The organism is Elioraea sp. (genome assembly GCF_022842375.1).
Taxonomy (GTDB): domain Bacteria; phylum Pseudomonadota; class Alphaproteobacteria; order Acetobacterales; family Acetobacteraceae; genus Elioraea_A.
On sequence record NZ_JALHPR010000006.1, the window covers coordinates 35,001 to 61,648 of the forward strand.

The 26,648-nt window shown below is 70.3% G+C and carries 25 protein-coding genes (1 of these 25 only partly in view); 9 read left to right on the forward strand and 16 right to left on the reverse strand.

Features of this window, described 5'->3' with window-relative positions; translation table 11 throughout:
* Nucleotides 1–490 carry the 3' portion of a M23 family metallopeptidase gene (locus Q0C38_RS07305; RefSeq protein WP_291296414.1) on the forward strand. The gene continues 791 nt to the left of window position 1, outside the view, so only the last 490 of its 1,281 coding nucleotides appear in the window; its start codon lies beyond the left edge, outside the window; its stop codon occupies nucleotides 488–490.
* Nucleotides 491–590: 100 nt separating this feature from the next.
* On the opposite strand, the gene clpB is transcribed toward Q0C38_RS07305, so the two are convergent.
* Nucleotides 591–3,173 carry an ATP-dependent chaperone ClpB gene (clpB, locus tag Q0C38_RS07310; protein WP_291296415.1) on the reverse strand — a complete coding sequence of 861 codons (2,583 nt, stop codon included), beginning with the start codon at nucleotides 3,171–3,173 and terminating at the stop codon, nucleotides 591–593.
* 144 nt (nucleotides 3,174–3,317) lie between these two features.
* On the opposite strand from clpB, the gene Q0C38_RS07315 reads away from it, so the two are divergent.
* Together Q0C38_RS07315 and Q0C38_RS07320 are read left to right on the forward strand one after the other, a co-directional pair.
* On the forward strand, nucleotides 3,318–4,082 hold the full coding sequence (locus Q0C38_RS07315) for an MOSC domain-containing protein (RefSeq protein ID WP_291296416.1): 765 nt from the start codon (nucleotides 3,318–3,320) through the stop codon (nucleotides 4,080–4,082).
* 32 nt (nucleotides 4,083–4,114) lie between these two features.
* A complete protein-coding gene (locus tag Q0C38_RS07320) occupies nucleotides 4,115–4,579 on the forward strand; it encodes a GNAT family N-acetyltransferase (RefSeq protein WP_291296417.1) in 465 nt (154 codons plus the stop codon).
* A 15-nt stretch (nucleotides 4,580–4,594) separates the two neighbouring features.
* Here Q0C38_RS07320 and Q0C38_RS07325 read toward each other — a convergent pair whose 3' ends face one another.
* The 9 genes from Q0C38_RS07325 to Q0C38_RS07365 form a co-directional block, all read right to left on the reverse strand.
* Entirely contained in the window at nucleotides 4,595–5,032 is a 438-nt protein-coding gene (locus tag Q0C38_RS07325; RefSeq protein ID WP_291296418.1) for a DUF4167 domain-containing protein, read from the reverse strand.
* A 224-nt stretch (nucleotides 5,033–5,256) separates the two neighbouring features.
* Nucleotides 5,257–6,111 (reverse strand): peptide chain release factor N(5)-glutamine methyltransferase, encoded by an 855-nt coding sequence (gene prmC / locus Q0C38_RS07330; protein ID WP_291296419.1) that lies wholly within the window; start codon nucleotides 6,109–6,111, stop codon nucleotides 5,257–5,259.
* A complete protein-coding gene (gene prfA, locus Q0C38_RS07335; protein ID WP_291296420.1) occupies nucleotides 6,108–7,193 on the reverse strand; it encodes a peptide chain release factor 1 in 1,086 nt (361 codons plus the stop codon). The genes prmC and prfA overlap by 4 nt, the downstream gene beginning before the upstream one ends.
* Nucleotides 7,190–8,428, reverse strand: coding sequence for a histidine--tRNA ligase (hisS, locus tag Q0C38_RS07340; protein ID WP_291296421.1), 1,239 nt, complete (start codon nucleotides 8,426–8,428; stop codon nucleotides 7,190–7,192). Before hisS ends, prfA begins: the two co-directional genes overlap by 4 nt.
* Nucleotides 8,429–8,530: 102 nt before the next feature.
* Nucleotides 8,531–9,652: a flavodoxin-dependent (E)-4-hydroxy-3-methylbut-2-enyl-diphosphate synthase gene (ispG, locus tag Q0C38_RS07345; protein WP_291296422.1), complete on the reverse strand. Its 1,122-nt coding sequence runs from the start codon at nucleotides 9,650–9,652 to the stop codon at nucleotides 8,531–8,533.
* 84 nt (nucleotides 9,653–9,736) lie between these two features.
* Nucleotides 9,737–11,023, reverse strand: a complete 1,287-nt coding sequence (locus tag Q0C38_RS07350) for a RodZ domain-containing protein (protein ID WP_366937247.1) — start codon at nucleotides 11,021–11,023, stop codon at nucleotides 9,737–9,739.
* A gap of 2 nt (nucleotides 11,024–11,025) precedes the next feature.
* Nucleotides 11,026–13,296, reverse strand: a complete 2,271-nt coding sequence (gene ptsP / locus Q0C38_RS07355) for a phosphoenolpyruvate--protein phosphotransferase (RefSeq protein ID WP_291296424.1) — start codon at nucleotides 13,294–13,296, stop codon at nucleotides 11,026–11,028.
* 11 nt (nucleotides 13,297–13,307) lie between these two features.
* A complete protein-coding gene (locus tag Q0C38_RS07360; protein ID WP_291296425.1) occupies nucleotides 13,308–14,363 on the reverse strand; it encodes a nitronate monooxygenase family protein in 1,056 nt (351 codons plus the stop codon).
* A complete protein-coding gene (locus Q0C38_RS07365; protein WP_291296426.1) occupies nucleotides 14,363–15,580 on the reverse strand; it encodes an aspartate kinase in 1,218 nt (405 codons plus the stop codon). The genes Q0C38_RS07360 and Q0C38_RS07365 overlap by 1 nt, the downstream gene beginning before the upstream one ends.
* Nucleotides 15,581–15,669: 89 nt before the next feature.
* Between Q0C38_RS07365 and ubiG the strand changes: the two genes are divergently transcribed.
* Together ubiG and Q0C38_RS07375 are read left to right on the forward strand one after the other, a co-directional pair.
* The gene (gene ubiG, locus Q0C38_RS07370; RefSeq protein ID WP_291296427.1) at nucleotides 15,670–16,389 is read left to right on the forward strand and encodes a bifunctional 2-polyprenyl-6-hydroxyphenol methylase/3-demethylubiquinol 3-O-methyltransferase UbiG; all 720 of its coding nucleotides are present in this window, start codon (nucleotides 15,670–15,672) and stop codon (nucleotides 16,387–16,389) included.
* Nucleotides 16,390–16,596: 207 nt separating this feature from the next.
* The gene (locus tag Q0C38_RS07375; RefSeq protein WP_291296428.1) at nucleotides 16,597–18,783 is read left to right on the forward strand and encodes an ATP-binding protein; all 2,187 of its coding nucleotides are present in this window, start codon (nucleotides 16,597–16,599) and stop codon (nucleotides 18,781–18,783) included.
* Between the two features lie 33 nt (nucleotides 18,784–18,816).
* Here the strand turns inward: Q0C38_RS07375 and Q0C38_RS07380 are convergent, their stop codons facing one another.
* The 5 genes from Q0C38_RS07380 to Q0C38_RS07400 form a co-directional block, all read right to left on the reverse strand.
* Nucleotides 18,817–19,299, reverse strand: a complete 483-nt coding sequence (locus tag Q0C38_RS07380; RefSeq protein ID WP_291296429.1) for a DUF1178 family protein — start codon at nucleotides 19,297–19,299, stop codon at nucleotides 18,817–18,819.
* Between the two features lie 114 nt (nucleotides 19,300–19,413).
* Complete coding sequence (grxC, locus tag Q0C38_RS07385) at nucleotides 19,414–19,686, reverse strand: glutaredoxin 3 (RefSeq protein WP_291296430.1); 273 nt, start codon at nucleotides 19,684–19,686, stop codon at nucleotides 19,414–19,416.
* Nucleotides 19,679–20,515 carry a ComF family protein gene (locus tag Q0C38_RS07390; protein ID WP_291296431.1) on the reverse strand — a complete coding sequence of 279 codons (837 nt, stop codon included), beginning with the start codon at nucleotides 20,513–20,515 and terminating at the stop codon, nucleotides 19,679–19,681. Before Q0C38_RS07390 ends, grxC begins: the two co-directional genes overlap by 8 nt.
* Nucleotides 20,493–22,064: a rhodanese-like domain-containing protein gene (locus Q0C38_RS07395; protein WP_291296432.1), complete on the reverse strand. Its 1,572-nt coding sequence runs from the start codon at nucleotides 22,062–22,064 to the stop codon at nucleotides 20,493–20,495. Before Q0C38_RS07395 ends, Q0C38_RS07390 begins: the two co-directional genes overlap by 23 nt.
* Nucleotides 22,061–22,660, reverse strand: coding sequence for a cysteine dioxygenase family protein (locus Q0C38_RS07400; RefSeq protein ID WP_291296433.1), 600 nt, complete (start codon nucleotides 22,658–22,660; stop codon nucleotides 22,061–22,063). Before Q0C38_RS07400 ends, Q0C38_RS07395 begins: the two co-directional genes overlap by 4 nt.
* Nucleotides 22,661–22,760: 100 nt before the next feature.
* On the opposite strand from Q0C38_RS07400, the gene Q0C38_RS07405 reads away from it, so the two are divergent.
* The 4 genes from Q0C38_RS07405 to Q0C38_RS07420 are packed head-to-tail and all read left to right on the forward strand — an operon-like array spanning nucleotide 22,761 to nucleotide 25,790.
* A complete protein-coding gene (locus Q0C38_RS07405) occupies nucleotides 22,761–23,684 on the forward strand; it encodes a methyltransferase domain-containing protein (RefSeq protein ID WP_291296434.1) in 924 nt (307 codons plus the stop codon).
* 25 nt (nucleotides 23,685–23,709) lie between these two features.
* Complete coding sequence (gene map, locus Q0C38_RS07410; protein WP_291296435.1) at nucleotides 23,710–24,537, forward strand: type I methionyl aminopeptidase; 828 nt, start codon at nucleotides 23,710–23,712, stop codon at nucleotides 24,535–24,537.
* Entirely contained in the window at nucleotides 24,534–25,280 is a 747-nt protein-coding gene (radC, locus tag Q0C38_RS07415) for a DNA repair protein RadC (RefSeq protein WP_408870015.1), read from the forward strand. The genes map and radC overlap by 4 nt, the downstream gene beginning before the upstream one ends.
* Before the next feature lie 57 nt (nucleotides 25,281–25,337).
* Nucleotides 25,338–25,790, forward strand: a complete 453-nt coding sequence (locus Q0C38_RS07420) for a hypothetical protein (RefSeq protein WP_291296436.1) — start codon at nucleotides 25,338–25,340, stop codon at nucleotides 25,788–25,790.
* Nucleotides 25,791–25,869: 79 nt separating this feature from the next.
* Here the strand turns inward: Q0C38_RS07420 and Q0C38_RS07425 are convergent, their stop codons facing one another.
* A complete protein-coding gene (locus Q0C38_RS07425; protein WP_291296437.1) occupies nucleotides 25,870–26,595 on the reverse strand; it encodes a TerC family protein in 726 nt (241 codons plus the stop codon).
* Between the last annotated feature and the right edge of the window lie 53 nt (nucleotides 26,596–26,648).

Sequence of the window (26,648 nt, forward strand, 5' to 3'; positions counted from 1 at the left end):
GCTCGATGCCGCGCGCATCTCCTCCGGCTTCGGCATGCGCCGCCACCCGATCCTCGGCTACAGCCGGATGCACCAGGGGGTGGATTTCGCAGCACCGACCGGAACCCCTGTCTATGCCGCGGGCGACGGGCGCATCGCCTTCGCCGGCACGCGCGGCGGCTACGGCACAACGATCGTGGTCAACCACACCGGCGGGACGAGCACGCTCTACGCCCATCTCTCGTCGATCCAGCGCGGGCTGCGCCCCGGCTCGGCCGTGCGGCAGGGCCAGGTGATCGGCCGCGTCGGCTCGACGGGGATGTCGACCGGCCCGCATCTTCATTTCGAGGTGCGACGCAACGATCGCCCGCTCAATCCTTCCGTGGCACAGGTCATGCCGCCCGGGCGGCTTGCAGGCGCCGAGCTCGCCGCGTTCCAGCGCGCGCGGGCGCGCGCCGAGCGACAGTTCGCGGCACTTGCCCCGGGGCGGGAGCTCGCCGCGGCCGATTAACGAACCGCTCAAGCAACGTTCGATCGACGCGGCGACGGCGCCGTTGCGTGTCCGCAACGGCGCCGTCGTTACAGGCCAAGTCCGTTCCTAATGCGGATCGTTACGCCGCCTCCGCCATCCGCCCGTTGATCGCGAGCGCCTCGCCGGCGGAGGAGATGTGCACCGTCTCGCCCTCGCCGATCGAGCCTTCGAGCAGCATCGTGGCGAGCGGGTTCTGCAACGACCGCTGGATCACGCGCTTGAGCGGGCGTGCGCCATACATCGGGTCGTAGCCCGCTTCCGCGAGCCAGGCCCTGGCGTCCTCACCCACCTCCAGCGCCACCTTGCGGTCGGCCAGCAGCGCCTTCAGACGCTCGAGCTGGATCTCGACGATCGCCCCCATTTCGCCGCGGCCCAGGCGGCGGAACAGGATGATCTCGTCAAGCCGGTTCAGGAACTCGGGCCGGAAGCGGCTTCGCACCACCGCCATCACCTGGCCACGCACAAGGTCGACATCCTCGCCTTCGCGCTGGTTGGCAAGAACGTCCGAACCCAAGTTCGAGGTGAGCACGATGATGGTGTTGCGGAAGTCCACCGTCCGCCCCTGCCCGTCCGTCAGCCGCCCGTCGTCGAGCACCTGGAGCAGCACGTTGAACACGTCCTCGTGCGCCTTCTCCACCTCGTCGAACAGGATCACCTGGTAGGGCCGGCGGCGGACCGCCTCGGTCAGGGCCCCGCCCTCCTCGTAGCCGACATAGCCCGGCGGCGCGCCGATCAGCCGCGAGACGGCGTGCTTCTCCATGTATTCCGACATGTCGATGCGCACCATCGCCTTCTCGTCATCGAACAGGAAGCCGGCGAGCGCCTTGCAGAGCTCCGTCTTGCCGACGCCCGTGGGGCCGAGGAACAGGAACGAGCCGATCGGGCGCTGCGGGTCCTGCAGCCCGGCGCGGGCGCGGCGGACGGCGTTGGCCACGGCCTTCAGCGCATCCTCCTGCCCGACGACGCGGCGGCGCAGGTTCTCCTCCATCGCGAGCAGCTTCGCCCGCTCGCCCTCTAGCATCTTGTCGACTGGAATGCCCGTCCAGCGGCTGACGACATGGGCAATCTCGGCCTCCGTCACCGCCTCGTTCACGAGCCGCCCATCCGCACCCGCTTCGGCGATCTTCCGCTCGAGTTCGGGGATCACGCCGTAGCGCAGCTCCGACGCGCGCCCGAGATCACCCTGCCGCTGCGCCACCTCCGCATCGGCCTTGGCGCGGTCGAGCTTCTCCTTCAGCGTCTGCGTCTCGGCGACGCGCGATTTCTCGGCCTGCCACTCGGCCGTCATCGCGTCCGATTTCTCCTCAAGCTCGGCCAGCTCGCGTTCGAGGCGGACGAGGCGGTCCTTCGAGGCCGTGTCCTCCTCGCGCTTCAGCGCCTCGCGCTCGATCTTGAGCTGGATGACGCGGCGGTCGAGCTCGTCGAGTTCCTCCGGCTTGCTGTCCACCTGCATGCGCAGCCGCGATGCTGCCTCGTCGACCAGGTCGATCGCCTTGTCGGGGAGGAAGCGGTCGGTGATGTAGCGGTTCGACAGCGTGGCCGCGGCCACCAGCGCCGCATCGGCGATCCGCACGCCGTGGTGCAGCTCATACTTCTCGCGGATGCCGCGGAGGATGGAGATTGTGTCCTCGACCGAAGGCTCGGCCACGAACACCGGCTGGAAGCGACGGGCAAGGGCCGCGTCCTTCTCGACGTGCTTGCGGTACTCGTCGAGCGTCGTCGCCCCGATGCAGTGAAGCTCGCCGCGCGCCAGCGCCGGCTTCAGCAGGTTGGACGCATCCATCGCGCCCTCGGCCTTCCCTGCCCCCACGAGGGTGTGCATCTCGTCGATGAACAGGACCACCTCGCCGGCAGCCTGCTCCATCTCGGAGAGAACCGCCTTCAGCCGCTCCTCGAACTCGCCGCGGAACTTCGCCCCAGCGACCAGCGCGCCGAGGTCGAGGGCCAGCACGCGCTTGCCCTTCAACGCCTCCGGCACGTCGCCGTTGACGATGCGGAGTGCCAGGCCCTCGACGATCGCCGTCTTGCCGACACCCGGCTCGCCGATCAGCACGGGGTTGTTCTTGGTCCGGCGCGCGAGAACCTGGATGGCGCGGCGGATCTCCTCGTCACGCCCGATCACGGGGTCGAGCTTGCCCTCGCGGGCGACGGCGGTGATGTCGCGCGCGTATTTCGAGAGCGCGTCGAACGTGTCCTCGGCCCCCTGGCTCGTCACCTTCCGGCCCTTGCGGATATCGGCCACGGCCTTGTCCAGCGCCTGGGCCGTGGCCCCCGCGGTGCGGAGTGCCGATCCAGCCGGCCCCTCGGCAGTGGCGAGTGCCACGAGCAGGCGGTCCTGCGCGACGAACTCGTCGCCGGCCTTCTGCGCCGATTGCTGCGCGCCATCGAGAACGCGGACGAGTTCGGGGGTGAGCATGGGCTGGCCAGCGCCGCCGCCGGACACCTTGGGCAGCTTCGTGACGGCCTGGTCGGCGGAGATGCGGATCTTGGCGGGGTCTGCACCGGCGGCGCGGATCAGCCCCGCCGCCGCCCCCTCGGGGTCGTCGAGCAGCGCCTTCAGCAGATGCTCGGGCAGCAGCCGCTGGTGATATTCGCGGATGGCAATGGTGCTGGCGGCCTGGATGAAGCCGCGGGCACGTTCGGTGAACTTCTCGATGTCCATTCTCTGTCCCTCCATGAGGCGACGGGCGCCGGGCACCCCCTGAGGCTGCACCCAACGGCGACGTCCGGGTGACCCGAGCGTTGCGCAAAGGACATGGGAAACGCTTTGATGCCCCTCAAGGTCACGTGTTGGGGGAATCGCTCGGTGCGCGTCGAACACATCTACCGCTACCCGGTGAAAGGGCTGTCGGCCGAAAGCCTGGCCGAGGTGCACCTCGACCCCGGCGAGCCGCTGCCCGGTGACCGTCGATTCGCGCTGGCCCAGGGTGATGCGCCGTTCGACGAGGCGGCCCCCTTCTGGCTGCAGAAGCAGCATTTCGCGATGCTGATGAAGAATGAACGGCTGGCCGAGCTTCACGCCGCCTGGGATGACCGGCGCGAGGTGCTCGTCATCCGCCCTCCGGCGGGCCCTGCGTTGACCGCGAGCACGGCGACGGAGGATGGCCGCCGCGAGATCGCCACCTGGCTCACGGCCTTCCTGGGGCCCGAGGCAAGGGGGGTGCCGCGCTTCGTCACCTCCCCCGGCTTCAGCTTCAGCGACCATCGCAACAAGGTTGTCTCGCTGATCAATCTCGCCTCGCTGGCGTCGCTCGAGAACGCGATGGGGCGAAGCCTCGACAAGCTGCGCTTCCGCGCGAACGTCTATTTCAGCGGCCTGCCGGCCTGGGCCGAGTTCGACTGGGTGGGACGCAGCATCGAGCTCGGCGGCGCAACCCTGACCATCACAAAACGCATCCCTCGCTGCCCGGCTACGGAGGTGAACCCGGTGACGGCGCGGCGCGACTGCAACCCGGTGGATGGACTGCGCGAGGCCTTCGGCCACCCCGATCTGGGCGTCTACGGCCGCGTGGAGGATGGCGGGCGTGTCGCGGTCGGCGACGCGATCGTGCTGCGCGAGGCAACGCCCTGACTGCGCGAGGCAACGCTCTGAGCGTCCGGATGATGGCGGAGGCCGATCACGCCTGGGTGCTGGGCCTCAACGCGGCGCATGTGTCGGAGACCGGCCCGCTTGACCAGGCAGGGCTCGACGCGCTGCTCGCCACTGCCTGCCACGCAACGGTGGCTGGCCCGGAAGCAGGGTTCCTGATCGCCATCGATGCCGCGACGGCGCATGACGGGCTCAACTTCCGCTGGTTCGCCGCGCGGATGGACGATTTCGTCTACGTCGATCGCATCGTGGTTGCGGCGGCAGCGCGCCGCCGCGGCATCGCCGCAGCGCTCTATGCCGATCTGGCCGGCGCCGCGCTGGCACTCGGCCGACGCGCGCTCGTGGCGGAGGTGAACATCGATCCGCCCAACCCGGGCTCTCTTGCCTTCCACGCGCGCGGGAGGTTCCACGCCGTCGGCGAGGCGCACCTCGCCGAGCGGGGAAAGACCGTCCGCTACCTCAGGAAGGAACTGGCCTAGGGACGGGTGGGAGCGCTATTCGGCGCTTGGCTGGATCTTTGGCTGCTCGCCCTCGCCGGCAAGCGCCTGCTCGGTGCCATGACCGTTCATCGCCTGCTCGACCGCCGCGTCGACCGGGTCGATCCCCTCGCCCTCATAGCGGCGTTGGCCGTTCTGGTTGCCCTGCTGGGGCTGGCCCTGCGGGGCCTGCGTCTGCTGCATGGCATTGAGGATACGGAAATAGTGCTCGGCATGCTGGAAGTAGCTTTCCGCCATCACGCGGTCGCCGGCCGAGGTCGCGTCACGACCGAGCTGGAGATACTTCTCGAAGAGCTGCTGCGCCGTGCCACGGAGCCGAACATCGGGCCCGTTGCTGTCGAACACGTGGTTGCGGTTCATCGGCACGTTGCGGTGCTGCTGGTGCTGCCGAGGAGCCTGGTGATGGCCGCGGCCACGCATACGCTTCAGGTTCATGTGTTCGTGTCTGCCGTTGTTGTCGCAGCATCCTCGCGCCGGCCGTGCCGGCGACGCTGGCTGAGCCTGAGCCTGGCCCCCGAGCGCCGGCCCAAGCGCGCCGTGACGATCGTCCGCCGAGCCATCGTGGCATGAGCGGGATTCTCATCGGGTGATGCACTGGAACCGGAGGCACCCTAGTGCGCACGCGCCGCGGCGCCAACCGTTTTTTCCAGATCCCTCGATCACGCCGGACGGAGAACGACTGCGCGGTCAACCCCGCCCAAATCCTGCCGTATTTCGGTCACCCCCAACCCGGCCCGCAGGGCGAGATCGGCCACTGCTGCGGCCTGGCCGAAGCCCAGTTCGAGCACCGCCGCCCCCCGCGCACGGAGCAGCCGTGACAGGGCCGGAACGATCGCGCGATACGCATCGAGACCGTCGGCACCACCATCGAGCGCTGCGCGCGGCTCATGCACCGCAACCTCCGGTTCGAGGCTCGCGATCGTTGCCGTCTCGATATAGGGAGGGTTGCTGACCACCAGGTCGAACTGCCCGGCGATGGCGCCCGCCCAGTCGCCGCGCACGAAGCCCGCACGCGCCGCAAGCCCCGCCGCGGCGGCATTGGCGCGCGCGACCGCAAGCGCACCCGCGCTCCGATCCAGTCCGATGCCGTAGGCGGCAGGACACTCGGCAAGAAGTGCCAGCAGGATCGCGCCCGACCCGGTACCGAGATCGAGCACGCGGCCGACGGCAGGCCGATCCGGCACCGCATCGAGAGCGGCAGCGACGATCGTCTCTGTGTCAGGGCGCGGGATCAGCACGTCGTGCGTGACGGCGAGGTCGAGCGTCCAGAACCCTCGTGTGCCGATGAGGTAGGCGGAAGGCTCACGCGCCACACGGCGTGAGACCAACGCGCGGAACTGCGCGGCCTGCTCCTCCGCGACGACGCGATGACCCTCCATCGGCAGCGCGAGCGGCTTCCGCCCGAGAACATGTCCGAGCAGCAGGCGTGCCTCGATGCGCGCGTCCTCGATGCCGGCCGCGCGGAAAGCGGCACCCGCCTCGCAGAGCAGCCCGCCGATCGTGGCGGTGCTCATCCTTCTGCCGCGAGCAGCTCCGCCTGCTGCTCCGACGTCAGCGCATCGACCAGCTCGTCGAGCTCGCCCGCCAGCACGCGGTCGATCTTGTGCAGCGTCAGCCCGATGCGATGGTCGGTCACCCGCCCCTGCGGCACATTGTAGGTGCGGATGCGCTCGGACCGATCGCCGGTGCCGACCTGGGAGCGCCGCATGTCCGACCGCGCCGCTGCCTTCGCCTCGCGCTCGCGCTCATAGAGCCGGGCGCGCAGGATCTTCATCGCCCGTGCGCGATTCTTGTGCTGGCTCTTCTCGTCCTGGCACTGCACGACGATACCGGACGGCATGTGCGTGATGCGCACGGCACTCTCGGTCTTGTTCACGTGCTGGCCGCCGGCACCCGACGCACGAAAGACATCAATGCGGAGATCGGCGTCATTGATCGCGACATCCACCTCCTCGGCTTCCGGCAGCACCGCGACCGTTGCGGTGGAGGTATGGATGCGCCCCTGCGCCTCGGTCGCGGGAACGCGCTGCACGCGGTGCACGCCGCTCTCGAACTTCAGCCTGGCGAACACGTTCTGCCCGGTGATGCCAGCCACCGCCTCGCGATAGCCGCCGAGGTCGTTCTCGGAGAGCTCCAGCACCTCGAAGCGCCAGCCTCGGCCCTCCGCGTAGCGGCGATACATCTCGAACAGGTCGGCGGCGAACAGCGCGGCCTCGTCGCCGCCGGCACCGGCGCGCACCTCGAGGATGGCGTTGCGCTCATCGGCCTCGTCCTTCGGCAGCAGCGCGATGCGCACGGCACGCGCGAGCGCCGTGACACGCTCGGCAAGCTCGCGCGCCTCCTCCTCCGCCATCGCGCGCATCTCGGGATCCATTCCGGCAGCGTCACGCATTGCCTCGGCTTCGGCGAGCTCGCGCTCGGCACGGCGCAGTGCGGCGATCTGCCCAGCCACCTCGGCGATGGCCGATGCCTCGCGCGTTGCCGCGACATAGGCCCCGCCGTCGAGCCCCGATTGCAGCAGCGCGTCGAGCTCCTCAGCGCGCATCAGCACGCGGTCGAGCCGCGCCTGGAAGCCTGGCGAGAAGCCCGAGCTCATTCGCCTAGCTTGGCGGCAAGCGCTGCGAGCGGAACCGCCTCCTGCGCGCCGGTGGCAAGGTCCTTCACCTGCGCCTCGCCGGCCGCAAGCTCCGCCTCGCCGAGGATGATTGCCGCGCGCGCGCCCTGCTTGTTCGCACGCTCCATCCGCCGCTTGAGGTTGCCGCGGAACGCCATCTCGGCGCGAAGGCCGGCACGGCGAAGCGACGTGAGAACACCGATCGCCGCACGCTCCGCCACCTCGCCGACGGGGATCACCACGATCGGCGAGGGCGCGGGCGGCGCCTCGGCGAGCAGCATCGCCAGACGCTCGATCCCGGCAGCCCATCCGACCGATGGCGTCGGTGGCCCGCCCATCTCCTCGACCAGCCCGTCATACCGCCCGCCCGCCATCACCGTGCCCTGCGCGCCGAGCCTGTCGGTCACGAACTCGAAGGCGGTGTGGGAGTAGTAGTCGAGCCCGCGCACGATCCGCGGGTTCACGCGATAGGGAACACCGAAGGCATCGAGGGTGGCGAGGACACCTTCCCATTGCGCGCGGGCGGCATCGGTCAGGTGCGCGAAGATGTCCGGCGCGTCGGCGACGATCGCACGATCCGACGCATCTTTGCTGTCCAGGACGCGAAGGGGATTGCGCGCCAGCCGCTCGCGGCTCTCGGTCGACAGCCTCTCCTCGTGCGCCTGGAGGAACGACACGAGGGCGGCACGATAGGCAGCACGGCTCTCGTTGTCGCCGAGCGTGTTCACCTCGAGGATCGTGCCGTCGGCGACGCCAAGCGCCGTCAGGATCTCGAAGCCGCAGGCGATCACCTCGGCATCGGCCAGCGGCTCGGCAGCACCCAGCGTTTCGATACCGATCTGGTGGAACTGCCGGTAACGGCCCTTCTGGGGGCGCTCGTAGCGGAACATCGGCCCTGCGTAGAACACCTTCTGCGGCAGGCTCTGCGTCAGCCCGTTGGAGACCAGCGCGCGGCAGACGCCGGCGGTGTTCTCGGGGCGCAGCGTGACACTCTCCCCGCCGCGGTCCTCGAAACTGTACATCTCCTTCGTCACCACGTCGGAGGTGTCGCCCAGCGTGCGGGAGAACACGCGCGTGTCCTCGAGAACGGGCGTCTCCCACGCATCGAAGCCCCAGAGGGAGGCGACGCGGCGGGCGGTCTCGCTCACTTGGCGGTGGCGGCGGGCATCCTCGCCGATGAGGTCGCGCATGCCGCGCACGGGTTGCAGTGCTGTCACGGTGTCACTTGTCCAGTTCAACGGCGCATCGGATGCGCCAAGGGCAGCGTCAGCGCGAGCCTGTCAAGGGCCGCTCCGCGGCACGAGCCAGTCAAGCAGGGGCTACTCCGCGGCCTTGGCCAGCGCGGCTTCTGCCTTCAGAGCCTCAGCCTTCGCCTCGACGAGCGAGACGATGTGATCGACCATGCCCTCGGCGCCGATCGTATGGTCGGTGCGCCCGGCCGCGTAGATCATGTGCCGCCCTGCCCCGCCGCCCGTCAGGCCAAGGTCGGTCAGCAGCGCCTCGCCAGGCCCGTTCACGACGCAGCCGATGATCGAGAGGCTGATCGGCACCTGGATATGCTCGAGCCGCTTCTCCAGCGCCTCGACCGTGCGGATCACATCGAAGCCCTGACGCGCGCAGGAAGGACAGGAGATGATCTTCACGCCGCGGTGGCGGAGATGCAGGCCCTTCAGGATCTCCCAGCCGACGCGCACCTCCTCCTCCGGCTCGTCCGACAGCGAGACGCGGATCGTGTCGCCGATCCCGGCCCAGAGGAGGGAGCCGATGCCCATCGCACTCTTCACCGTGCCGGCGCGGCGCGAGCCTGCCTCGGTGATGCCAAGGTGCAGCGGGTGGTCGCACGCCTCGGCGAGCTGCTGGTAGGCAGCGACGGCGAGGAACACGTCGGATGCCTTCACGCTGATCTTGAACGCGTGGAAATCATGCTCCTGCAGGTGGGCCGCATGCCAGAGAGCGCTCTCGACCAGCGCCTCGGGGTTCGGCTCGCCGTATTTCTCGAGGAGGTGCTTCTCGAGCGAGCCCGCGTTGACGCCGATGCGGATCGAGCAGCCATGGTCGCGGGCGGCGCGGATGACCTCCTTCACACGGTCGGCCGAGCCGATATTGCCTGGGTTGATCCGCAGGCACGCGGCACCGGCCTCGGCCGCCTCGATGGCGCGGCGGTAGTGGAAATGGATGTCGGCGACGATCGGGACGTTCACCTCGGGCACGATCTTCGCCAGTGCCGCCGTGCTTTCCTCGTCCGGCACCGAGACGCGCACGATGTCGACGCCGGCGATCTCGGCGCGGCGGATCTGCGCGATCGTCGCCTCGACGTCGGTTGTCGGCGTGTTGGTCATGGTCTGGACGGTGATCGGCGCGTCGCCGCCGACGGGCACGCGGCCGACATGGATCTGCCGGCTGCGGCGGCGCGTGATCTGCTGGTAGGGCCGATACGACATGAGGCTGTCCTCTCCCGAACGCCGGGAGAATGGCGCGGTCGCGCGGGTTTCGCCAGCGCGCCTGTTAACGGGCGTGCCTGAACCCTAACGGGGAAGGGCCGCGACCGCCTGCCTGATCTGGTCAGGTTCGAGCGGCAGGTCGCGCCGCACGGCTCCCTGCTGGCCGAGGGTGGGCAGGGCATCGCCGTCGAGCACGACGTCGAGCCCGCCAGCGTTGCCCGTCGTCAGCAGCAGGCCGGGGCGCATCGGCACGCGATAGGTCTCACCAGGACGGAGAACGCGGTTGAACAGCACCGTGCCGCCGGTGCGCTCGCGCACCTGGATCCAGCTGTCGGCGCGGGCGCGGAGAACAATGCGGCTGTCATCCGCAGCGCCGTAGCTCGCCACCGCCGGATCGACCGGAGGCGGCTGCGCGATCGGCCCAGGGTTCAGCGGGGCGGCACTCGCGCTCGTCGGGCTCTGCGCGGCAGGGCGTGGCGGCAGCAGGCTCTCCGGCGTCACGGCAGGGCCGGTCGGCCAGGGCCCGGTCGCCGGCAGGATGACGCGGGGAGCATCCGGCACCGGTTGGGTGGCAGCGAGCGGCGGCAGGATCGCCTGGGGCGGCGCCTGGATCGGCGCCTGGATCGGCGCGACGGCTGCGGGAGCCTGCGTCCCGTTCTGGCTCGGGACGGAGGCGAGGGGCAACGCTGGCTGCAAAAGACCCGGTGCCGGCTGCGGCGTCGTCTCGATGCGCGCGAGGCGCTCGGGCAGGGCGGGAACGATGTCGGCCACGCGCTGGCCGGTGCCTGTAAGGTAGTACCAGCCGCCATAGAGCCCGGCTGCCATGACGACGCCGACGACGATGAGCGCGCCCGCCGGAATGCCACGCTCGGGCACCGGGGCGGGGAAGGAGAGCTCCGGCTTCTTCGCCGCGGCGTTGCCCGTCTCGTCACGCCAGCGCCGCGCGATCTCCTCCTGGTCGAGGCCGAGGGCGGCGGCATAGCTCTTGACGAAGCCGACGGCGTAGGCCGGCGAGGGAAGGGCGGCGAACCTGCCATCTTCGATCGCGTCGACATACGGTCGCCTGATCCGGAGGGCCACGGCCACATCCTGGACCGACAATCCCTGACGCAATCGCGCGGCCCGAAGAAGGCCGCCAACCGCTGAGGGGCTTGTGGCCGGAACGGACATCGCACCGTCGGCCACCAGAGTCTTTCCGTCTTGCAACACCTGCCGAAATCCTCGCAGCACGGCATGAAAATCGAGCGGCGCCGGTCCCCCCGATCCCGTGCTCGACCTACGATCGTCTAGCGCGGGAACAACCGTCCTTGCCAGCCCTAACGTGAAGAGTTTATGGGATTCGATAGAAAAAATCCCGCACATTTCGCGCATAGCTAGAGAATTATCCCGTGGTCACGCGCCCAGGCAGCAATCTCCACCCGCAATGATCCGCCACCCGCAGCCGATCGTCGCAGCCCGGCGAGGAAGCGCGAGAACGCCCCGAGATCGAGGCTGCGCACCATTGCCTTCACCGCAGGCACGGCCCCCGCGGGCATCGAGACGGCCGTCACACCAACGCCCAGCACCGCCAGCGCCTCGAGCGGACGTGACGCTGCCTCGCCGCACAAACTCACGGGAACGGACGCCTCCCTTGCCTGCGCGGCAACCTCCGCGAGCAGATCAAGAACAGGTGCGGACAGGAAGTCGTAGCGGGCAGCGACGCGCGCATTGCCGCGATCGGCCGCGAACAGGAACTGCGTCAGGTCGTTCGAGCCGATCGAGAGGAAATCGGCCTCGTCGAGCAGCGCCGGCATCTGCCAGAGCAGCGCCGGCACCTCGATCATCGCGCCCGCCAGCACATGGTCCGGCGCCCGGCCGGTACGCCGGAGGGAGGCAGTCTCCGCCCGCAGCATCGCCTTCGCGGCGCGAAACTCCTCGACGGTCGTGACCATCGGGAACATCACGCGGAGGGAACGCCCGGCGGCGGCGCGCAGCAGCGCGCGCAACTGCCGCCGCAGCATCGCCGGCCGGTCGAGCCCGATGCGGAGCGAGCGCCAGCCGAGGGCGGGGTTCTCCTCCGATCCATGCGGGAAGCCGGGCAGCAGCTTGTCGCCGCCGAGGTCGATGGTGCGGAACAGCACCGGGCGGTTGCCGGCGGCCTCCACGACGCGCGCGTAGAACGCCTCCTCGGCGTCGGCATCCGGCAATCCGCCACGGGCAAGCCAGGCGATCTCGGTGCGGAACAGGCCGATGCCGTCTGCCCCGGAGGAGGCGAGCTGGGCGACGTCCATCAGCAGCCCGGCATTCATCAGCACGGAGATGCGCACGCCGTCGGCCGTCACCGGCGGGAGCGTGGCCTGCTCGGCCAGCGCGGCGCGGCGGGCGGTGCGCGCGGCCAGCGCGGCGTCGTAGCCCGCGAGGATCTCGGCATCGGGGCGGAGGATCAGCCGCCCCTCCTCGGCGTCGAGCACCGCCGTCTCGCCCCCCTCGGCGGCATCGACGGCACCGCGCCCGCCTGCCAGCAGCGGCACTTCGAGCGCACGCGCGATGATCGTCGCGTGCGCCGTCGGGCTGCCTTCCTCCAGCAGCAGCCCTGCCAACCCGCGGGCGTGATAGTCGAGCAGCTCGGCAGGGCCGAGGCGACGGGCGAGCAGCACGAAGCCGGGCGGCAGGTCATCAGCCACGCCGGTGCCGGTCAGCGCATCGAGAAGCCGGCCGGCCACGTCCTCGAGATCGGCAAGCCGCTCGCGCAGATAGGGGTCCGGCACCCTCCGCATCCGCGCGCGAAGCTCCGCCATGCCACGCTGGACCGCGGCTTCCGCCGAGAGCCCTGCATCCACGAAATCCGCGATCCTGCCGAGCCACCCGGCATCCGCGGCGATCAGCCGGTACGCCTCGAGCACGTCCCGCGTCTCGGCCGAGCCGGCCGTGAGCCCGCCATTGCCGGCGAGCAGCGCGTCGAGCCCCGCTTGCATCGCGCGCACCGCCCGGTCGAGGCGCTGCCGCTCCGCCACCGGGTCGGCGGCCAGCGTGGTCGCGGCGACGACGCGCACGCCATGGCGCACGACGCGGCCCATGGCGATCCCGGGCGTGAGCCCCACCCCCTCGAACACCCGCGTCATGGTGGCGGAGAGGTGGCGCGGCGCCTCGCCGCCCTCGGACGCGCGTTGCAGCCCGGCGACGAGTTCTGCCAGCAGCATCGCCACCGTCTCGAGCGCCTCGACCTCGTCCTCTGCGTAGAGGCGGGTGGTGCGGTTCTGCACCGCGATCACGCCGAGCACCTGGCCTGCCCTGACCACTGGCACGGCGAGCATCGAGGAATAGGCCTCCTCGCCCGTCTCGGCGCGGTAGGCGAAGGCGGGGTGGTTCTGCGCATCCGGCAGGTTCAGGCTGAGCGACTGTGCCGCCGCGATGCCGACGATGCCCTCGCCGACGCGAAGCCGCGTGCGGTTCACCGCGCCCTGGCGCAGCCCCTCGGTCGCGACGAGTTCGAGGATCTCGCCGGGCCGCATCACATAGATCGAGCAGACCTCAGCCACCAGTTCGGCGGCCACCAGGCGAACGAGGCCGGACAGCCGCCCACCGGGCGTCTCGGCCTCGGCCATGACGGCGCGCAGCCGGCCGAGAAGGCGTCGCGGCGCTGCCTGGTCGAAGGCGGCGGCCACGCGCGCGCCGGTCAGTCGGCCGCTGCCGGGGCGGCGGCGCGGGCGGTCTGGTTCCGCGCGGCGATCGCGGCCACGGCCTGGCCGACGAGCTCGGCGATGATCTCGGCCGTCGGCTGCTCGCGGGTGACGAGGCCAACGGACTGCCCCGCCATCACCGAACCCTGTTCCACATCGCCGTCGATCACCGCGCGGCGCAGCGCGCCTGCCCAGAAATGCTCGATGTCGAGCTGGGCGGCATCCTTCGTCAATTCGCCCGAGGTGAAGCGGCGCACCACCTCGGCCTGGTGCGCCATGAAGCGATCGGTCCCCTGGTTCACCAGCGCGCGGACGGGGATGACGGGAAAGCGCGGGTCGATCTGCACGGTCGGCAGCGCATCGCGCGCCGCGGCCCGGATGAAGGCCTGCTTGAAGCGGGCATGGGCGATCGATTCCGACGCGCACACGAACCGCGTGCCGAGCTGCACGCCCGACGCACCCAGTTCGAGATAGGAAAGGATCGTCTCGCCCCGCCCGATGCCGCCGGCCACGAACACCGGCACGTCGCGGAGATGCGGCAGGATCTCCTGCGCGAGCACGGTGAGGCTCACCGGCCCGATATGCCCGCCTGCCTCCGAGCCCTCGATCACCAGCGCATCGGCGCCGGAACGCACGAGCTTCTTGCCGAGCGAGAGGGCGGGCGTGAAGCAGACGAGCTTCGCCCCGCCATCCTTCACCCGCCGGATCGCCGGCCCCGGCGGCAGCCCGCCCGCAAGCACCACATGGCCGACACCGTGGGCAAGGCACACGCCGATGAGGTCATCCAACTGCGGGTGCATCGTGATCAGGTTCACGCCGAAGGGCTTCGTGGTGAGCGCCTTCGTCGCGGCGATCTCGGCATCGAGCAGGGCTGGGTTCATCGACCCGCAGGCGATCACGCCGAAGCCGCCGGCATTTGAGATGGCGGAGACGAGGTGACGCTCGCTCACCCAGCTCATCGCCCCGCCCATGATCGCCACCTCGGTGCCGAGGAAGGCGGTTCCCCTGGCCCAGAGCGCGTCGAGCCGTTCGCGGGCGTCGGTCTCGCGCATCACGATGCGTCCAGCCCGTAGGCAGCGTGCAGCGCGCGCACGGCAAGCTCCGTCGCGTCCTCGCGGATCAGGACCGAGATCTTGATCTCCGACGTGGTGATGACCTCGATGTTGATGCCGCGCGCGGCGAGTGCCTGGAACATCGTGTTGGCCACCCCCGCGTGGCTGCGCATGCCGATGCCGACGACGGAGATCTTCGCCACCCCCGCATCGGCCGAGAGCTCGGCATAGCCGATCGCCGCGCGCTTGCCCCCCAACGTGTCCATCGCGCGGGGAAGGTCGGCCTTGCCCACCGTGAACGTCATGTCGGTCGTGCCCTCTGCCGAGACGTTCTGCACGATCATGTCGACATTCACATGCGCATCGGCGAGCGAGCCGAACACGGCGGCGGCCACGCCCGGGCGGTCCGGCACGTGGCGAAGCGTCACCTTCGCCTCGTCGCGCGAATAGGCAATGCCGCTGACCAGTTCCTTTTCCACGATCTCGTCCTCGTCCACCACCAGCGTGCCGGGCTTGTCCTCGAAGGAGGATAGCACCTGAACGCGCACGCGTTCCTTCATTGCAAGCTCGACCGAGCGCGTCTGCAGCACCTTCGCACCGAGCGAGGCCATCTCCAGCATCTCCTCATAGGCGATGCGGGGAAGCTTGCGGGCCTTCGGCACGATCCGCGGGTCGGTCGTGTAGACGCCGTCGACATCGGTGAAGATGTCGCAGCGATCGGCGCCCACCGCGGCGGCCAGAGCGACGGCCGAGAGATCCGACCCGCCGCGGCCGAGCGTGGTGACGCGGTTGTCGGGCCCGATGCCCTGGAACCCGGCCACCACCGGCACCTGGCCCGCCTGCATGCGGCGGATCAGCTCCTCGCCCGCGATGCTCTCGACCCGCGCCTTGCCGTGCGCGCCATCGGTCAGCACCGGGACCTGCCAGCCCTGCCAGGAGCGGGCGTCGACGCCCAGCGTCTGCAAGGCGATCGCCGTCAGGCCGGACGTGACCTCCTCGCCCGTCGCGACGACGGCATCGTACTCGCGCGCGTCATGCAGCGGCGACAGCGCCTGGCACCATGCGACAAGCTGGTTCGTGACACCCGCCATGGCCGAGACGACGACAGCGACCTCGTGGCCCGCGTCCACCTCGCGTTTGACGCGGGCGGCGACGTTGCGGATACGGTCGAGGTCGGCGACGGAAGTGCCGCCGAACTTCATGACGAGACGGGCCATCGGGGATCACCACATGTGACGCGGTTGCGCGCCGTTGATGGGGCGACAGATAACGATGGTCCGACAAGGCGGCAATGGGGGCGCGACACATGACGGAGCGAACAGGGACGGTCGAAGCCGCGGAGATCGCCCGCTTCGGCGCGCTGGCCGATCGGTGGTGGGACCCCAACGGGCCGATGCGGCCCTTGCACCGCATGAACCCGCTGCGCACCGCCTGGGTGAAGGCGCGCGCGGGCGAACTCGGCATCGCCTGGGAGGGTGCGCGGGTCCTCGATGTCGGCTGCGGCGCGGGACTCGCGGCGGAGGCCTTCGCCCGCGCCGGTGCCGGCGTGACGGCGATCGACGCGGCCGCCGAGGCCGTCGACGCTGCCCGCGCCCATACCGCCGCCGGGGGACTTGCGATCGACTACCGCGTCGCGGCACCGGAGGAACTGGCAGCCGAAGGGGCGGCGTTCGACGTCGTCACGGCGCTCGAGGTGATCGAGCACGTGGCCGATACCGGGGCATTCCTCGCCGCCTTGGCCGCCGTGACGCGACCTGGCGGGCTCGTCGTGCTCTCGACGCTCAACCGCACCCTCGCCTCGCTCGCCGTCGCCAAGATCGGGGCGGAGTACGTCGCGCGCCTCTTGCCGCGCGGCACGCATGACTGGCGGCGGTTCATCACGCCGGCGGAACTGGGGCGGGAGCTGCGCGCCGCGGGGCTCCGGCCCGTGGCGACGGCAGGGATGCGGATGAACCTCGTCACCGGCGCCTGGACGGAGAGCAGCGACCTCTCGATCAACTACATCGCCGCCGCGACGCGACTGTGATGCGCATGGGATGACGGCGGCTGGCCTGCAGGCGATTTTGTTGTAGGAATATCTCCCTTAATTAGGTATCCTGTCTCTGAACCGCCACTCCCGTGGCGCCGGGTCGCGTCGCCGGTCGATCGGCGGCCCCCGCAACGTCGACACGCCAAGGACCAGGACAGCATGGCCCGTTTGCCCGCAAACTGGAACAAAAAGGGAACATCCGCCATGGGAGGCTATGTCGATATCGACGATGTCTCGTCCTCGGCCCATCGGCTCGGCCAACGCACCATCGCGCTCCTGCTCGTCACCACCCTCGTGCCACTGCTGCTTGGCGGTGCTGCCATCGCCTATCTGCGCGAGGCGGCGCTCGCGGAAGCCAAGACGCGGCTCTCGACCGTGCTCGAGGTCGCTGCCCGCCACGCCGAGAGCGTGCTCGAACTGAACGGCGAGATCGCGCGGCTGCTGGCCCAGACGCTTGCCGCTGACCGCGGCGACGCAGACCTCGCCGCACGTGCCGCGGAGCCCGCCTTCGCCAACAAGCTCGCCGCCATCTCCCGGCGGCATTCGGCCGTGGGTTCAGTGATCGTGACCGACAGCACCGGGCGGATCATCGCCCACTCGGCCGGCACGCCGGCTGAGACCGTGCGGCTCGAAGGGATGGAGGCACTGGCTCGCGCGCTCAAGGACGGCAGCGGCGCGGAGCTCACCCGCCCCTATGTCTCGCCGGTCACCGGCACGTTGCAATTCTCCGTCGTCGTCGGCATCACCGATGCGCATGGGGTCAGCGGCGCGGTGCTCGTCAGCACCCCGGCCGACTACATGGCACGCTTCTATGCCGACATCCGGCCGTTCCGGGACTTCATCGTGAACTGGGTCGATTTCGACGGCTGGCTGCTGACCCGCCGGCAGGACATGCGCGACCATCTCCGCCTCGCCGCCGATCCATCCTGGCTCGCCCAGGCGCTCAACAACCCAGCCGATGCCGCAGCACCGGCCGTGGTGCAGCAGGGCAGCGCCGGGTATGACCGTTTCGTGATGGTGCAGCGCCTCGCCCGCTGGCCGGTCGCCGTCGTCGTCTCCGCCGACCGGCGCGAGATGGCCGGTGCGAACGACAAGCTCGCCGCCATCATCCTCGGCGTATTGCTGCTCGCCTCGGGTGCGGTGTGGTGGCTCGCGCGGTCGCTGCGCAAGAGCGCGCTCGCCCATGCGGCGCTGGTCGAGAGCCTTGGCGAGGCAGATGCCGCGCGCCGCAAGGCCGAGGACCAGCTGCACCACGCCCAGAAGCTTGAGAGCGTGGGCATGCTCACCGGCGGTGTCGCGCATGACTTCAACAACCTGCTCTCGGTCCTGCTCGGCTGCACCGAGGCGCTCTCGCTCCGCTTCCGCGAGGACCGCCGTGCCCAGGAAACCACCGAGCTGATGCTGCGCACGATCGAGCGCGGCTCGAACCTCACCGGCCAGCTTCTCTCCTTCGCCAGGAAGCAGATGCTGTTCCCCGTCGCCTGCGACGTCGGCCGCCAGGTGGAGCGGTGCCGCACCCTGCTGACCCGCGCCGCGGGCGAGCAGAACGAGCTGGTGCTCGACCTCTCCCCGGCCTCGCTGCCGGTGCGCGTCGACCCGACGCATCTCGACGCCTGCCTGATCAACCTCGTCTCGAACGCGCGGGATGGGATGCAGCGCCAGGGGCGAATCGTGGTGCGCACCCGCGCCCGCGTGATCCCCGCCGCCGAGGCGACCGAGGGCCTCGGCTCGGGCGAGTACGCGGTGATCGATGTCGAGGACAATGGCCGCGGCATGGGGCCGGAGGTGATGGCACGCGCCTTCGAGCCGTTCTTCACCACCAAGGAGCCTGGCCGCGGCACCGGGCTCGGCCTCTCGATGGTCTATGGCTTCGCCAACCAGTCAGGCGGCACGGCGCGGATCGAGAGTCGCATGGGCCGCGGCACGCGCGTCTCGGTGTTCCTGCCGATCTCGGCCGAGCGGGACGGCGAGCCAGCACCGATGCCGGAGGAGGCGCCGGAACATCTCGAGGCGCGCATCCTGCTCGTCGATGACGACGCGACCGTGCGCGGGGTCATGGCAGCGACGCTGCGCGACCTCGGCGCCCAGGTGGTGGAATGCGGCGATGCGCGCTCGGCCCGCGACCATCTCTTCACCGGCGGGTTCGACATCATGGTGACGGATGTCGTGATGCCAGGCGACATGAACGGCCAGGAACTGGCCCTCTGGGCCAGGCAGCGGCACAAGGGGCTGCCGATCCTGATGATCTCGGGCTTCGTCGGCGGCGAGATGAACGCGGCGCTGACGCTGATGGACGAGATCGCCTTCCTGCCGAAGCCGATCACCCGCAGCCAGATGGCGCGGTCGATCGCGGGGCTGCTGGCGGCAGCGAAGCAGAAGGCGGGAGGCTGACCCGCAGGGGCTTCGGTCGAACCCGCGGGGGGTTCATCCCTCCGCGGGCTTGACCCAGGGAATGCTCTCGAAGCCGATGCCGTCTTCCTTCAGCGCGGCGGCCTCGTCCGGCGTCGCCTCGCCGTAGATGGCCCTGGCCTCCGCGTCGCCCTCGTGGATCTTGCGCGCCTCGTCGGCGAAACGCGGGCCGACATAGTCGCAGTTCTTCTCGACCTCGGCGCGCATGCGCTGGAGCATCGCGACCATCGCCGCAGGGATCGGGCCAGACGCTGCCTTGGCTGGCGCGGGTACCGGGGCGGTCTCGGCGGGAACGGGCGCGGGGACCGGATCAGCCATGGCCTTGCGCTTCGCCCCGGCGCCGATCGCTGGCGCCATCAGCGCACGCTCGACCTTCGTCGTGGCGCAGTGGGTGCACTCGACAAGGCCGCGCTTGGCCATCTTCTCGAACGTGGCGCTGTCCTTGAACCAGCCATCGAATTCATGGCCGGCGTCGCAGCGGAGTGCGTAGTGGATCATCGTCCCTCTCTCGGCTGCACGGGCGGATTGGCTCGGTGCCGCGCATGCCAGGATGATGGCAGTACCCGAACTCTGCGCAAGGGACTGCCAACGCGGGGCTAACGGCGAGACGGCTCAGAGCCCGAGCAGCGCGTCCAGCTTGCCGGCGCGGTCGAGTGCGGCGATGTCGTCGTAGCCGCCGAGCGCAGCCTCGCCGGCGATGATCTGCGGCACCGTGGTGCGCCCGCCCGAGCGCGCGATCGCCTCGGCCCGCGCGGACGAGCCCGCCGGCGCGTCGATCTCGCGGAACGACACGCCCTTCCTGGTCAGCAGCCCCTTGGCCGCCGAGCAGTAGGGGCACCAGGCGGTGGTGTAGATGTCGATCGGGGTCGGGTTCGTCTCAGCCATGGGCGAGGAGGTCGCGCGGCGCGCCCGTCCCGTCAAGGGGGGCGTCCTCGTCGGCACGCGGCGGCGTGCGGGCGGCGGCCAGCACATCCACCCCGCCGGCGCCGGCGGCAAGAAGTGCTGAGGCGCAGGCATTCGCCGTCGCCCCGCTCGTCAGCACGTCATCGACCAGCAGCACGCGCCGGCCGGCGATCCGCGGCACAAGACGCGGGGTGACGGCGAACGCACCGGCCAGCACGGCCGCGCGGCGGCGGGCGGAGAGCTCCGCCAGCGGGGCGGTGTTGCGCGTCCGCCTCAGCAGCGTCTGAGCCACGGGGCGGTCGGCGATGCGCCCAAGACCGGCGGCCAGGAGCCCCGCCTGGTTGTAGCGGCGCGAGACGAGGCGGGCGTGGGCAAGCGGCACGGGGACGATCACGTCGGCCTCCACCAGCAGCCCGGCACCGGCCGTGGCCATCGCACGGGCCAGGGCGGGGGCAAGGTCGGTGCGGTCGCCGTACTTGAAGGCAAGCAGGACGGGCTTCGAGGCCTCGTCATAGAGCCAGGCGGCGCGGGCACGGTCGAAGGCGGGCGGCGCATCGAGGCAGGCCTCGCACAGGCCCCCCTCGCCCACGGCGGCGGCATTGGCGAAGGGAAGCCCGCAGCAATGGCAGTGCGGCGCGCCGATGAAGCGGAAGCGCGGGAAGCAGGCGGCACAGAGCAGCCCCTGCGTCTCGACCGGTGCCTGGCAGGCGAAGCAGGCAGGCGGCAGCAGCGCATCGGCCGCCCGCCGCAGCACGCCGTGCGCAAGCCTCAGCAACCGAGGACGTGGTTCAGCCGAATGGGGCATCGCCATCGCGGGCGATTTCCTTCACGAGGTCGATCTCCCACGAGAGATACGCGACCATCGCCGCCTCCACACCCGAATTCCGGTCATACGGCCTCAGATAGGCGTCGATGCAGGCCTCGTCGGGCGGGTTCGTCCGGTCCGCCGCAAGCGGCAGCCCGGCAGCGGCCCAGACCGCCACGCCTCCCTCGAGCACACCGACGCGCGCGGCCGTGAGATCGGCCAGCTCCTCGACCGCCAGTGAAGCGGTGCGATTGTCGTCAGGCGAGGTGACGGCGACGAGCCCCGTCTCGGGCAGCCGCGCGGCCAGCGCATCGAGCCGGGTGCGCACGCCCCAGAGCGAGCCGGGGATATGCCCGTCACGGAACGCGATGGAGCGCGCGAGGTCCACCACCCTGCCCTGCCCGGCGGCAAGCGCCGCATGCACCGCGCGCAGCGGCAGCGCCTCGACCTCCGGCAGAGCCACATCGGGCACCCACGGGCCGGTGACGAGGGGGGCCACAAGCCCGCCCTCGAGAACGTGGATGTCGCGATGGCCCATCTGCGCGAGCCACTGTGCCGCCATGCGCGCGCGCACGCCGGTGTCGTCGACCAGCACGATCCGGGCGTTGCGCACCGCGATCCACCCGTCCGTCGCCTGCACGAGCTGCCCGCCGGGGGCGCTGCGGCTGCCGGGGATATGGCTCTCGGCGAACTCGGCCGGATCGCGCACGTCGAGGAGGTAGAGGGTGCGGGTGCCGTCCGCCGCCCACGCATCGACCGTCTCGCGATCGACCAGCCCAACCTTGTGCTTCACCCGCAGCGCCTCGGCGCGGGCGAGTGCGGTGTCGAGGTCGGGCGGAGTGCCCTCGGGGTAGCGGGCCGTCTCGCCGCGCGCGCAAGCGAACCCCGCGAGCTCCCAGCCCATCGTGCCGTTGCGCAGCGCGAGCACGCGGTTCGGAATGCCGGCGGAACGAAGGCTCTCCGCACCGAGGATCGAGCGCGTGCGGCCGGCGCAGTTCACCACCACGAGCGTGTCGGGGTCGGGTACCAGCGAGCCAATGCGGTAGGCGAGCTCGCCGCCAGGCACGTTGATGCCGCCGGGAATGCTCATCCGCCGGAACTCGTCGAGGGGGCGGCTGTCGAGGATCACCATGCGCTCGCCCCGGTCGGCAAGCGCCTTCAGGTCGGCGGCGTCGATGCTCTCGGTGCCGTAATGATGCTCGACCCACTCGCCGAACGCCTTGGAGGGAACGTTCACGCCCGAGAACAGCACGTAGCCCGCGGCGTCCCAGGCCGGCGTGCCGCCATCGAGCACCGCGACGTCGGAGTAGCCCAACGCCGCGAGTTCGCGCGCCGCGCGCTCGGCGAGGCCACGTCCGTCATCAGTGACCACCACGCGGGCGGCGGGGTTCGGCACCAGCGCGCGCGCAATCAGCGGCAGGCGCGAGAGCGGCAGCGGCGAGGCCCAGAACAGATGCGCCGTGCCGAACTCGCCCTCCTCGCGCGCATCGAGGATGGCAAGCTCGGCGCGGTCGCTGATCGCTGCCTTCAGCGCCGCGGGAGACACACGTTTCATGACGCGGGGCGGTTCTCGGTCGGCTTCATGAAGTTGGCGTTGTAGGGAACCGCCTCCCCCGTCGCGGCGTCATAGGCCATCCGCTTGTCGAGCTTCTCGAGCGCGAGCCCGTACATGTGCAGATGCCGCGTCGGCACCGTCCCTTGCGTGTGGATGGAGTGGATGTCCTCCGGCATCAGCGCGATGCCCGTGCCGGGTTTGACGACGACCTCGCGCACGATCTCCATGCCGCCGCCCGTCCTGGGCGCATACACCTTGTTCAACTCCTCGCCATCGACGGCGACGACAACGGCCCAGGTCGTATGGTCATGCGGCTTGGTCTCGTTGCCGGGGTTGAGCGCGTTGAGGTAGAGCGCGAAGCGCCCGCCTGGGTCCTCGTGCAGCAGGTAGCGGCGGTTGCCCTTCTCGCCCGAGGGCGGCGGCGGGAACTCGGCCGAGGGGAACAGCGGCTCGTTGGCGGCGAGCGTCTTCAGTTCGTCCATGATCGCGTCGAGCGATGCGCGCGTCACGCCCATGCGGTGCTCGATGCCGCGGATGCGGTCGACCGTGGCAGCGACCGCGGCCGCGCGGGATGCGAGGATGGTCGTCTCGTTCATGGCGGTTTCTCCCGTGGCTGACGGCAAGCAGGGCTGGTCCGTCGCGGACGCATCCTGCGCCGGCTTGGCGCGGCGGGGCAACCGGCCCACATGAGCGCGCATGGACAACCCCTTGGCGGTGTTCGACAGGCTGGCCCACAGGAAACGGCGCGACAGGGCCGCTTCGCTCGTCGATGGCGCGGAGCCGATCCTGGCCGAGGCCGCATCACGCCTGCTTGACCGGCTCGATGACACGACGCGGCGGTTTTCCCGCGCGCTCGACCTCGGCTCACGCCACGGGCTTCTCGCGCAGGGCTTAAGCGACCGCGGCATCGGCACGGTGGTCGCCGCCGACCTCTCGCCCGCCATGGCCGCCAGGGCCGGCGCCCGCGGCCTCCCCGTGGTCGCGGCCGACGAGGAGGCGCTGCCCTTCGCCCCCGGCAGCTTCGACCTCATCGTCTCGAACCTCTCGCTGCACTGGGTGAACGACCTGCCTGGCGCGCTGGTGCAGATCCGCCGCGCGCTCGCACCCGATGGGTTGTTCGTCGCGACACTCTGGGCCTGGGGCACCCTCGCCCCGGTGCGGGAGGCCTTCCTCGCGGCCGAGGCCACCCATGCCGGCGGGGCCAGCCCGCGCGTCTCGCCCTTCGCTGACCTGCGCGACTGTGCGGGCCTGCTCCAGCGCGCCGGCTTCGCCCTGCCGGTGGCCGACGCCGAGACGCTGACGGTCGAGTACGCAAGCCCGTTCGGCCTGTTCGCCGACCTCCGTGCCCTGGGCGAGACCAATGCGGTGGCCGAGCGCAGCCGCAGGCCACTGCCGCGCGCGGTTCTCTCGGCCGTGGCGGCCGACCTCGGCGGACGGATGCGGGACGGGCACCTGGCCATCCCCTTCGTGATCGCGACGTTGACCGGCTGGGCCCCGCATGAGAGCCAGCCGAAGCCGCTCGCGCCTGGCTCTGCCTCCACCCGGCTGGCGACAGCCCTTGGCGTGCCGGAAGTGGGCGCGGGCGAGGCGCCGCTTGCACCGCCGCGCCCGCTGCGTTAGGCCATGCCCGATAGGCAACAATGACATGAACCAGCTCGAGCGCGACCCAGGCGGTGCGACGGCCGATGCAAGGCGCATCGTGCTCCACGGCCCCGATGACTTCGCCGGCATGCGCCGGGCGGGGCAACTCGCCGCGGCCACGCTCGACATGCTCGTTCCCCATGTCCGCCCCGGCGTGACGACGGCGGAGCTCGACCGCCTCTGCCATGACTACATCCTCGCCCACGGCGCGGTTCCCGCCCCGCTCGGCTACAGGGGCTTTCCGAAGTCGATCTGCACCTCCGTCAACCACGTCGTCTGCCACGGCATCCCGGGCGACCGGCGGCTGGAGGAAGGCGACATCATCAACATCGACGTCACCGTCATCCTCGACGGCTGGCACGGCGACACCTCGCGCATGTTCACCGCAGGCCCGCCGAACCGGCGCGCACAGCTGCTGATGGACGTGACCTACGAGGCGATGCTGCGCGGCATCCGCGCCATCCGCCCGGGGGCGACGCTGGGTGACGTCGGCTGGGCGATCCAGAGCTACGTGGAGCGGCAGCGCTTCTCGGTGGTGCGCGATTTCTGCGGCCACGGCCTCGGCCGCAGCTTCCACGAGGCGCCGAACGTGCTGCATTTCGGCCGCCCGGGCGAGGGCCTGGCGCTGCGCGAGGGCATGTTCTTCACGGTCGAGCCGATGGTCAATGCCGGCCGCCCCGAGGTGAAGATCCTCGACGATGGCTGGACGGCGGTCACGCGCGACCGCGGCCTTTCGGCGCAGTTCGAGCATTGCGTCGGCGTGACGGCCGGGGGCTGCGAGATCTTCACCCTCTCGCCCGCCGCGCTGCACAAGCCGCCCTACGGCGCGTGAGGTCGCGGAAAGGGTCCGCCAAGGGCCTCGCCGAGGGCAGCGACCTGTTCAGCGCCCCCGACGCTCCCGCCCCGGAACCGGGCCATCTCGATCATCGCAAGCGCATGCGCGAGCGTCTGTTCGCCGCCGGCCCCGAGGCGCTGGCCGACTATGAGCTGCTCGAAATGGTGCTGTTCGCCGTGCCGCGCGTCGACACCAAGCCGATCGCCAAGGCGTTGATCGCGAAGTTCGGCAGCTTCGCGTCGGCCATCGCAGCCCCGAAGGCGGAGCTGATGGCCGTCGAGGGCATGGGCGAGGGAGCGGCGGCGGCGCTGAAGGTGGTGCATGCCGCGTCGCTGCGGCTGCTGAAGGCGGAGCTTCGCGACGCGCCCGTGCTCTCCTCCTGGGATGCGCTGATGAACTACCTTCACGCCGCGCTGGCCCGCGAGCCGGTGGAGCAGGTGCGCGCCCTCTATCTCGACAACCGCAACCGCCTCGTCGCCGACGAGGTGCATGGCCGCGGCACGATCAACCACACGCCGCTCTATCCGCGCGAGATCGTGCGCCGTGCGCTGGAGCTCCAGGCCGCGGCGCTGATCCTCGTGCACAACCACCCCTCCGGCGACCCGACGCCGAGCCGCGCCGACATCGACATGACGCGCGAGCTCGTGGCGGCGGCCAAGGCGCTGGGGCTTGCGCTGCATGACCACGTCATCGTCGGCAACGGCCGCTGGGTGAGCTTCCGCCAGGAAGGGTTGCTGTAGCGCCCACGCCTTCGCGTGCTGTAGTCTCCCGGTTGAACATCTTGGGAAAAAACGCCGATGGCGAAGTGGACCTGCCCGATCGAGGGCTGCGACGTTTGGGTTGGCGCGCCGTCCGTCAGGCCGGTCCACAAGGCAGCGCTGAACCCCTTTTTCCAGGGCAAGGACCCGCACTGCCCGACGCATTTCGTCGATCTCAGGTACGAGCCCGACCCCGTCCCGCCGGATCCCGCCAAGGTCGCCAAGCATCCGGGCTACACGCTCAACAAGGAGCTGCTGACGAGCTACAGCATCAAGGACCAGCCGGAACTTCGGAAGGACCTCTCCAAGCTGATGGGGATCCCCGACAAAGGTCACAAGACTCACGGGAAAAACTTCACGTCGGCGCAGACGATGAAGCAGGTCATCGACAACCTGTTCGCCACCACCCAGGGGACGATGCGCGACAGCGCCGCGGAGGCGGTCATCCGCGCGCTAGGATACGATCCACGAACGATGATGATGACGAAGTGAGGCTTTCGGCGGCGGCTGGCAGCGGGGACCGGGAACCCCGCGGGCGCTGCCGATGGCCGACGCCCGACGGCCGATGCTGCTACTCCGCGCTGCCCTGGGGGATCGTCCGCCGCTTCAGCGCGAAATCGTAGACAACGTAGATCGCGATCACGGCAGCGAAGATGCCGATCGGGATCGTCGGATCCGGCGACAGGGCGATGTGGCGCGCCACACCCGGCCAGCCTTCCCAGAGCATCTTGAGCGACACGTAGACGATGAGTGCGAGGCCGATCCAGCCGATCCAGCGGTACCGGTCGAGCACCTTGGCGATCCAGCTCGCAGCAACGCCCATCAGGATCACGCTGAGCGCGAGGCCGAAGGCCATGATGTAGGGGTGGTCGCGCGAGGCCGCAGCGACGGCGAGAACGTTGTCGAGGCTCATCGAGACGTCGGCGATGGTGATCTGCCACATCGCCTGCGCAAAGGTTTTCGGCTTGGCCTCGAACCCCTCGGCAGCATGCTCGCTCGTCGCGACATGCGCCCCGCGCAACTCACCGAACATCTTGTAGCAGACCCAGACGAGCAGCAGCCCGCCGGCGAACACGAGCTCGGCGATGTCGAGGATCAGCACCGTGATCAGCGCGAAGAAGATGCGCAGGATCGCGGCGGCGGCGATGCCGAGGATGATCGCCCGGCGACGCTGTTCCGGCGGCAGGCCGGCAGCTGCCATGCCGACGACCACGGCATTGTCCCCGGCGAGAGCGACGTCGATCAGGATGACCTGCGCGAGCGCCCAGAGCTGTGACGTTGAGAAGGCAAGTTCCATGCGTGCGCCCGTCACCAAGACCGGCCGCCATACCGTGCGAGCGGCCCGCGCTT

What these genes read in the sequence shown, in the direction of transcription:
- Q0C38_RS07380 (WP_291296429.1), bottom strand. Translation starts at nt 19,299, where the DNA reads ATGATCCACTACGCACTCCGCTGCGACGCCGGCCATGAATTCGATGGC.
- Q0C38_RS07375 (WP_291296428.1), top strand. Translation starts at nt 16,597, where the DNA reads ATGGGAGGCTATGTCGATATCGACGATGTCTCGTCCTCGGCCCATCGG.
- prmC (WP_291296419.1), bottom strand. Translation starts at nt 6,111, where the DNA reads ATGAGCACCGCCACGATCGGCGGGCTGCTCTGCGAGGCGGGTGCCGCT.
- map (WP_291296435.1), top strand. Translation starts at nt 23,710, where the DNA reads ATGAACCAGCTCGAGCGCGACCCAGGCGGTGCGACGGCCGATGCAAGG.
- grxC (WP_291296430.1), bottom strand. Translation starts at nt 19,686, where the DNA reads ATGGCTGAGACGAACCCGACCCCGATCGACATCTACACCACCGCCTGG.
- clpB (WP_291296415.1), bottom strand. Translation starts at nt 3,173, where the DNA reads ATGGACATCGAGAAGTTCACCGAACGTGCCCGCGGCTTCATCCAGGCC.
- prfA (WP_291296420.1), bottom strand. Translation starts at nt 7,193, where the DNA reads ATGAGCTCGGGCTTCTCGCCAGGCTTCCAGGCGCGGCTCGACCGCGTG.
- ispG (WP_291296422.1), bottom strand. Translation starts at nt 9,652, where the DNA reads ATGTCGTATCGGCCCTACCAGCAGATCACGCGCCGCCGCAGCCGGCAG.
- Q0C38_RS07390 (WP_291296431.1), bottom strand. Translation starts at nt 20,515, where the DNA reads ATGGCGATGCCCCATTCGGCTGAACCACGTCCTCGGTTGCTGAGGCTT.
- Q0C38_RS07400 (WP_291296433.1), bottom strand. Translation starts at nt 22,660, where the DNA reads ATGAACGAGACGACCATCCTCGCATCCCGCGCGGCCGCGGTCGCTGCC.
- Q0C38_RS07325 (WP_291296418.1), bottom strand. Translation starts at nt 5,032, where the DNA reads ATGAACCTGAAGCGTATGCGTGGCCGCGGCCATCACCAGGCTCCTCGG.
- ubiG (WP_291296427.1), top strand. Translation starts at nt 15,670, where the DNA reads ATGACGGAGCGAACAGGGACGGTCGAAGCCGCGGAGATCGCCCGCTTC.
- Q0C38_RS07425 (WP_291296437.1), bottom strand. Translation starts at nt 26,595, where the DNA reads ATGGAACTTGCCTTCTCAACGTCACAGCTCTGGGCGCTCGCGCAGGTC.
- Q0C38_RS07405 (WP_291296434.1), top strand. Translation starts at nt 22,761, where the DNA reads ATGGACAACCCCTTGGCGGTGTTCGACAGGCTGGCCCACAGGAAACGG.
- Q0C38_RS07350 (WP_366937247.1), bottom strand. Translation starts at nt 11,023, where the DNA reads ATGCGCGAAATGTGCGGGATTTTTTCTATCGAATCCCATAAACTCTTC.
- Q0C38_RS07395 (WP_291296432.1), bottom strand. Translation starts at nt 22,064, where the DNA reads ATGAAACGTGTGTCTCCCGCGGCGCTGAAGGCAGCGATCAGCGACCGC.
- Q0C38_RS07360 (WP_291296425.1), bottom strand. Translation starts at nt 14,363, where the DNA reads ATGCGCGAGACCGACGCCCGCGAACGGCTCGACGCGCTCTGGGCCAGG.
- Q0C38_RS07365 (WP_291296426.1), bottom strand. Translation starts at nt 15,580, where the DNA reads ATGGCCCGTCTCGTCATGAAGTTCGGCGGCACTTCCGTCGCCGACCTC.
- Q0C38_RS07420 (WP_291296436.1), top strand. Translation starts at nt 25,338, where the DNA reads ATGGCGAAGTGGACCTGCCCGATCGAGGGCTGCGACGTTTGGGTTGGC.
- Q0C38_RS07320 (WP_291296417.1), top strand. Translation starts at nt 4,115, where the DNA reads ATGGCGGAGGCCGATCACGCCTGGGTGCTGGGCCTCAACGCGGCGCAT.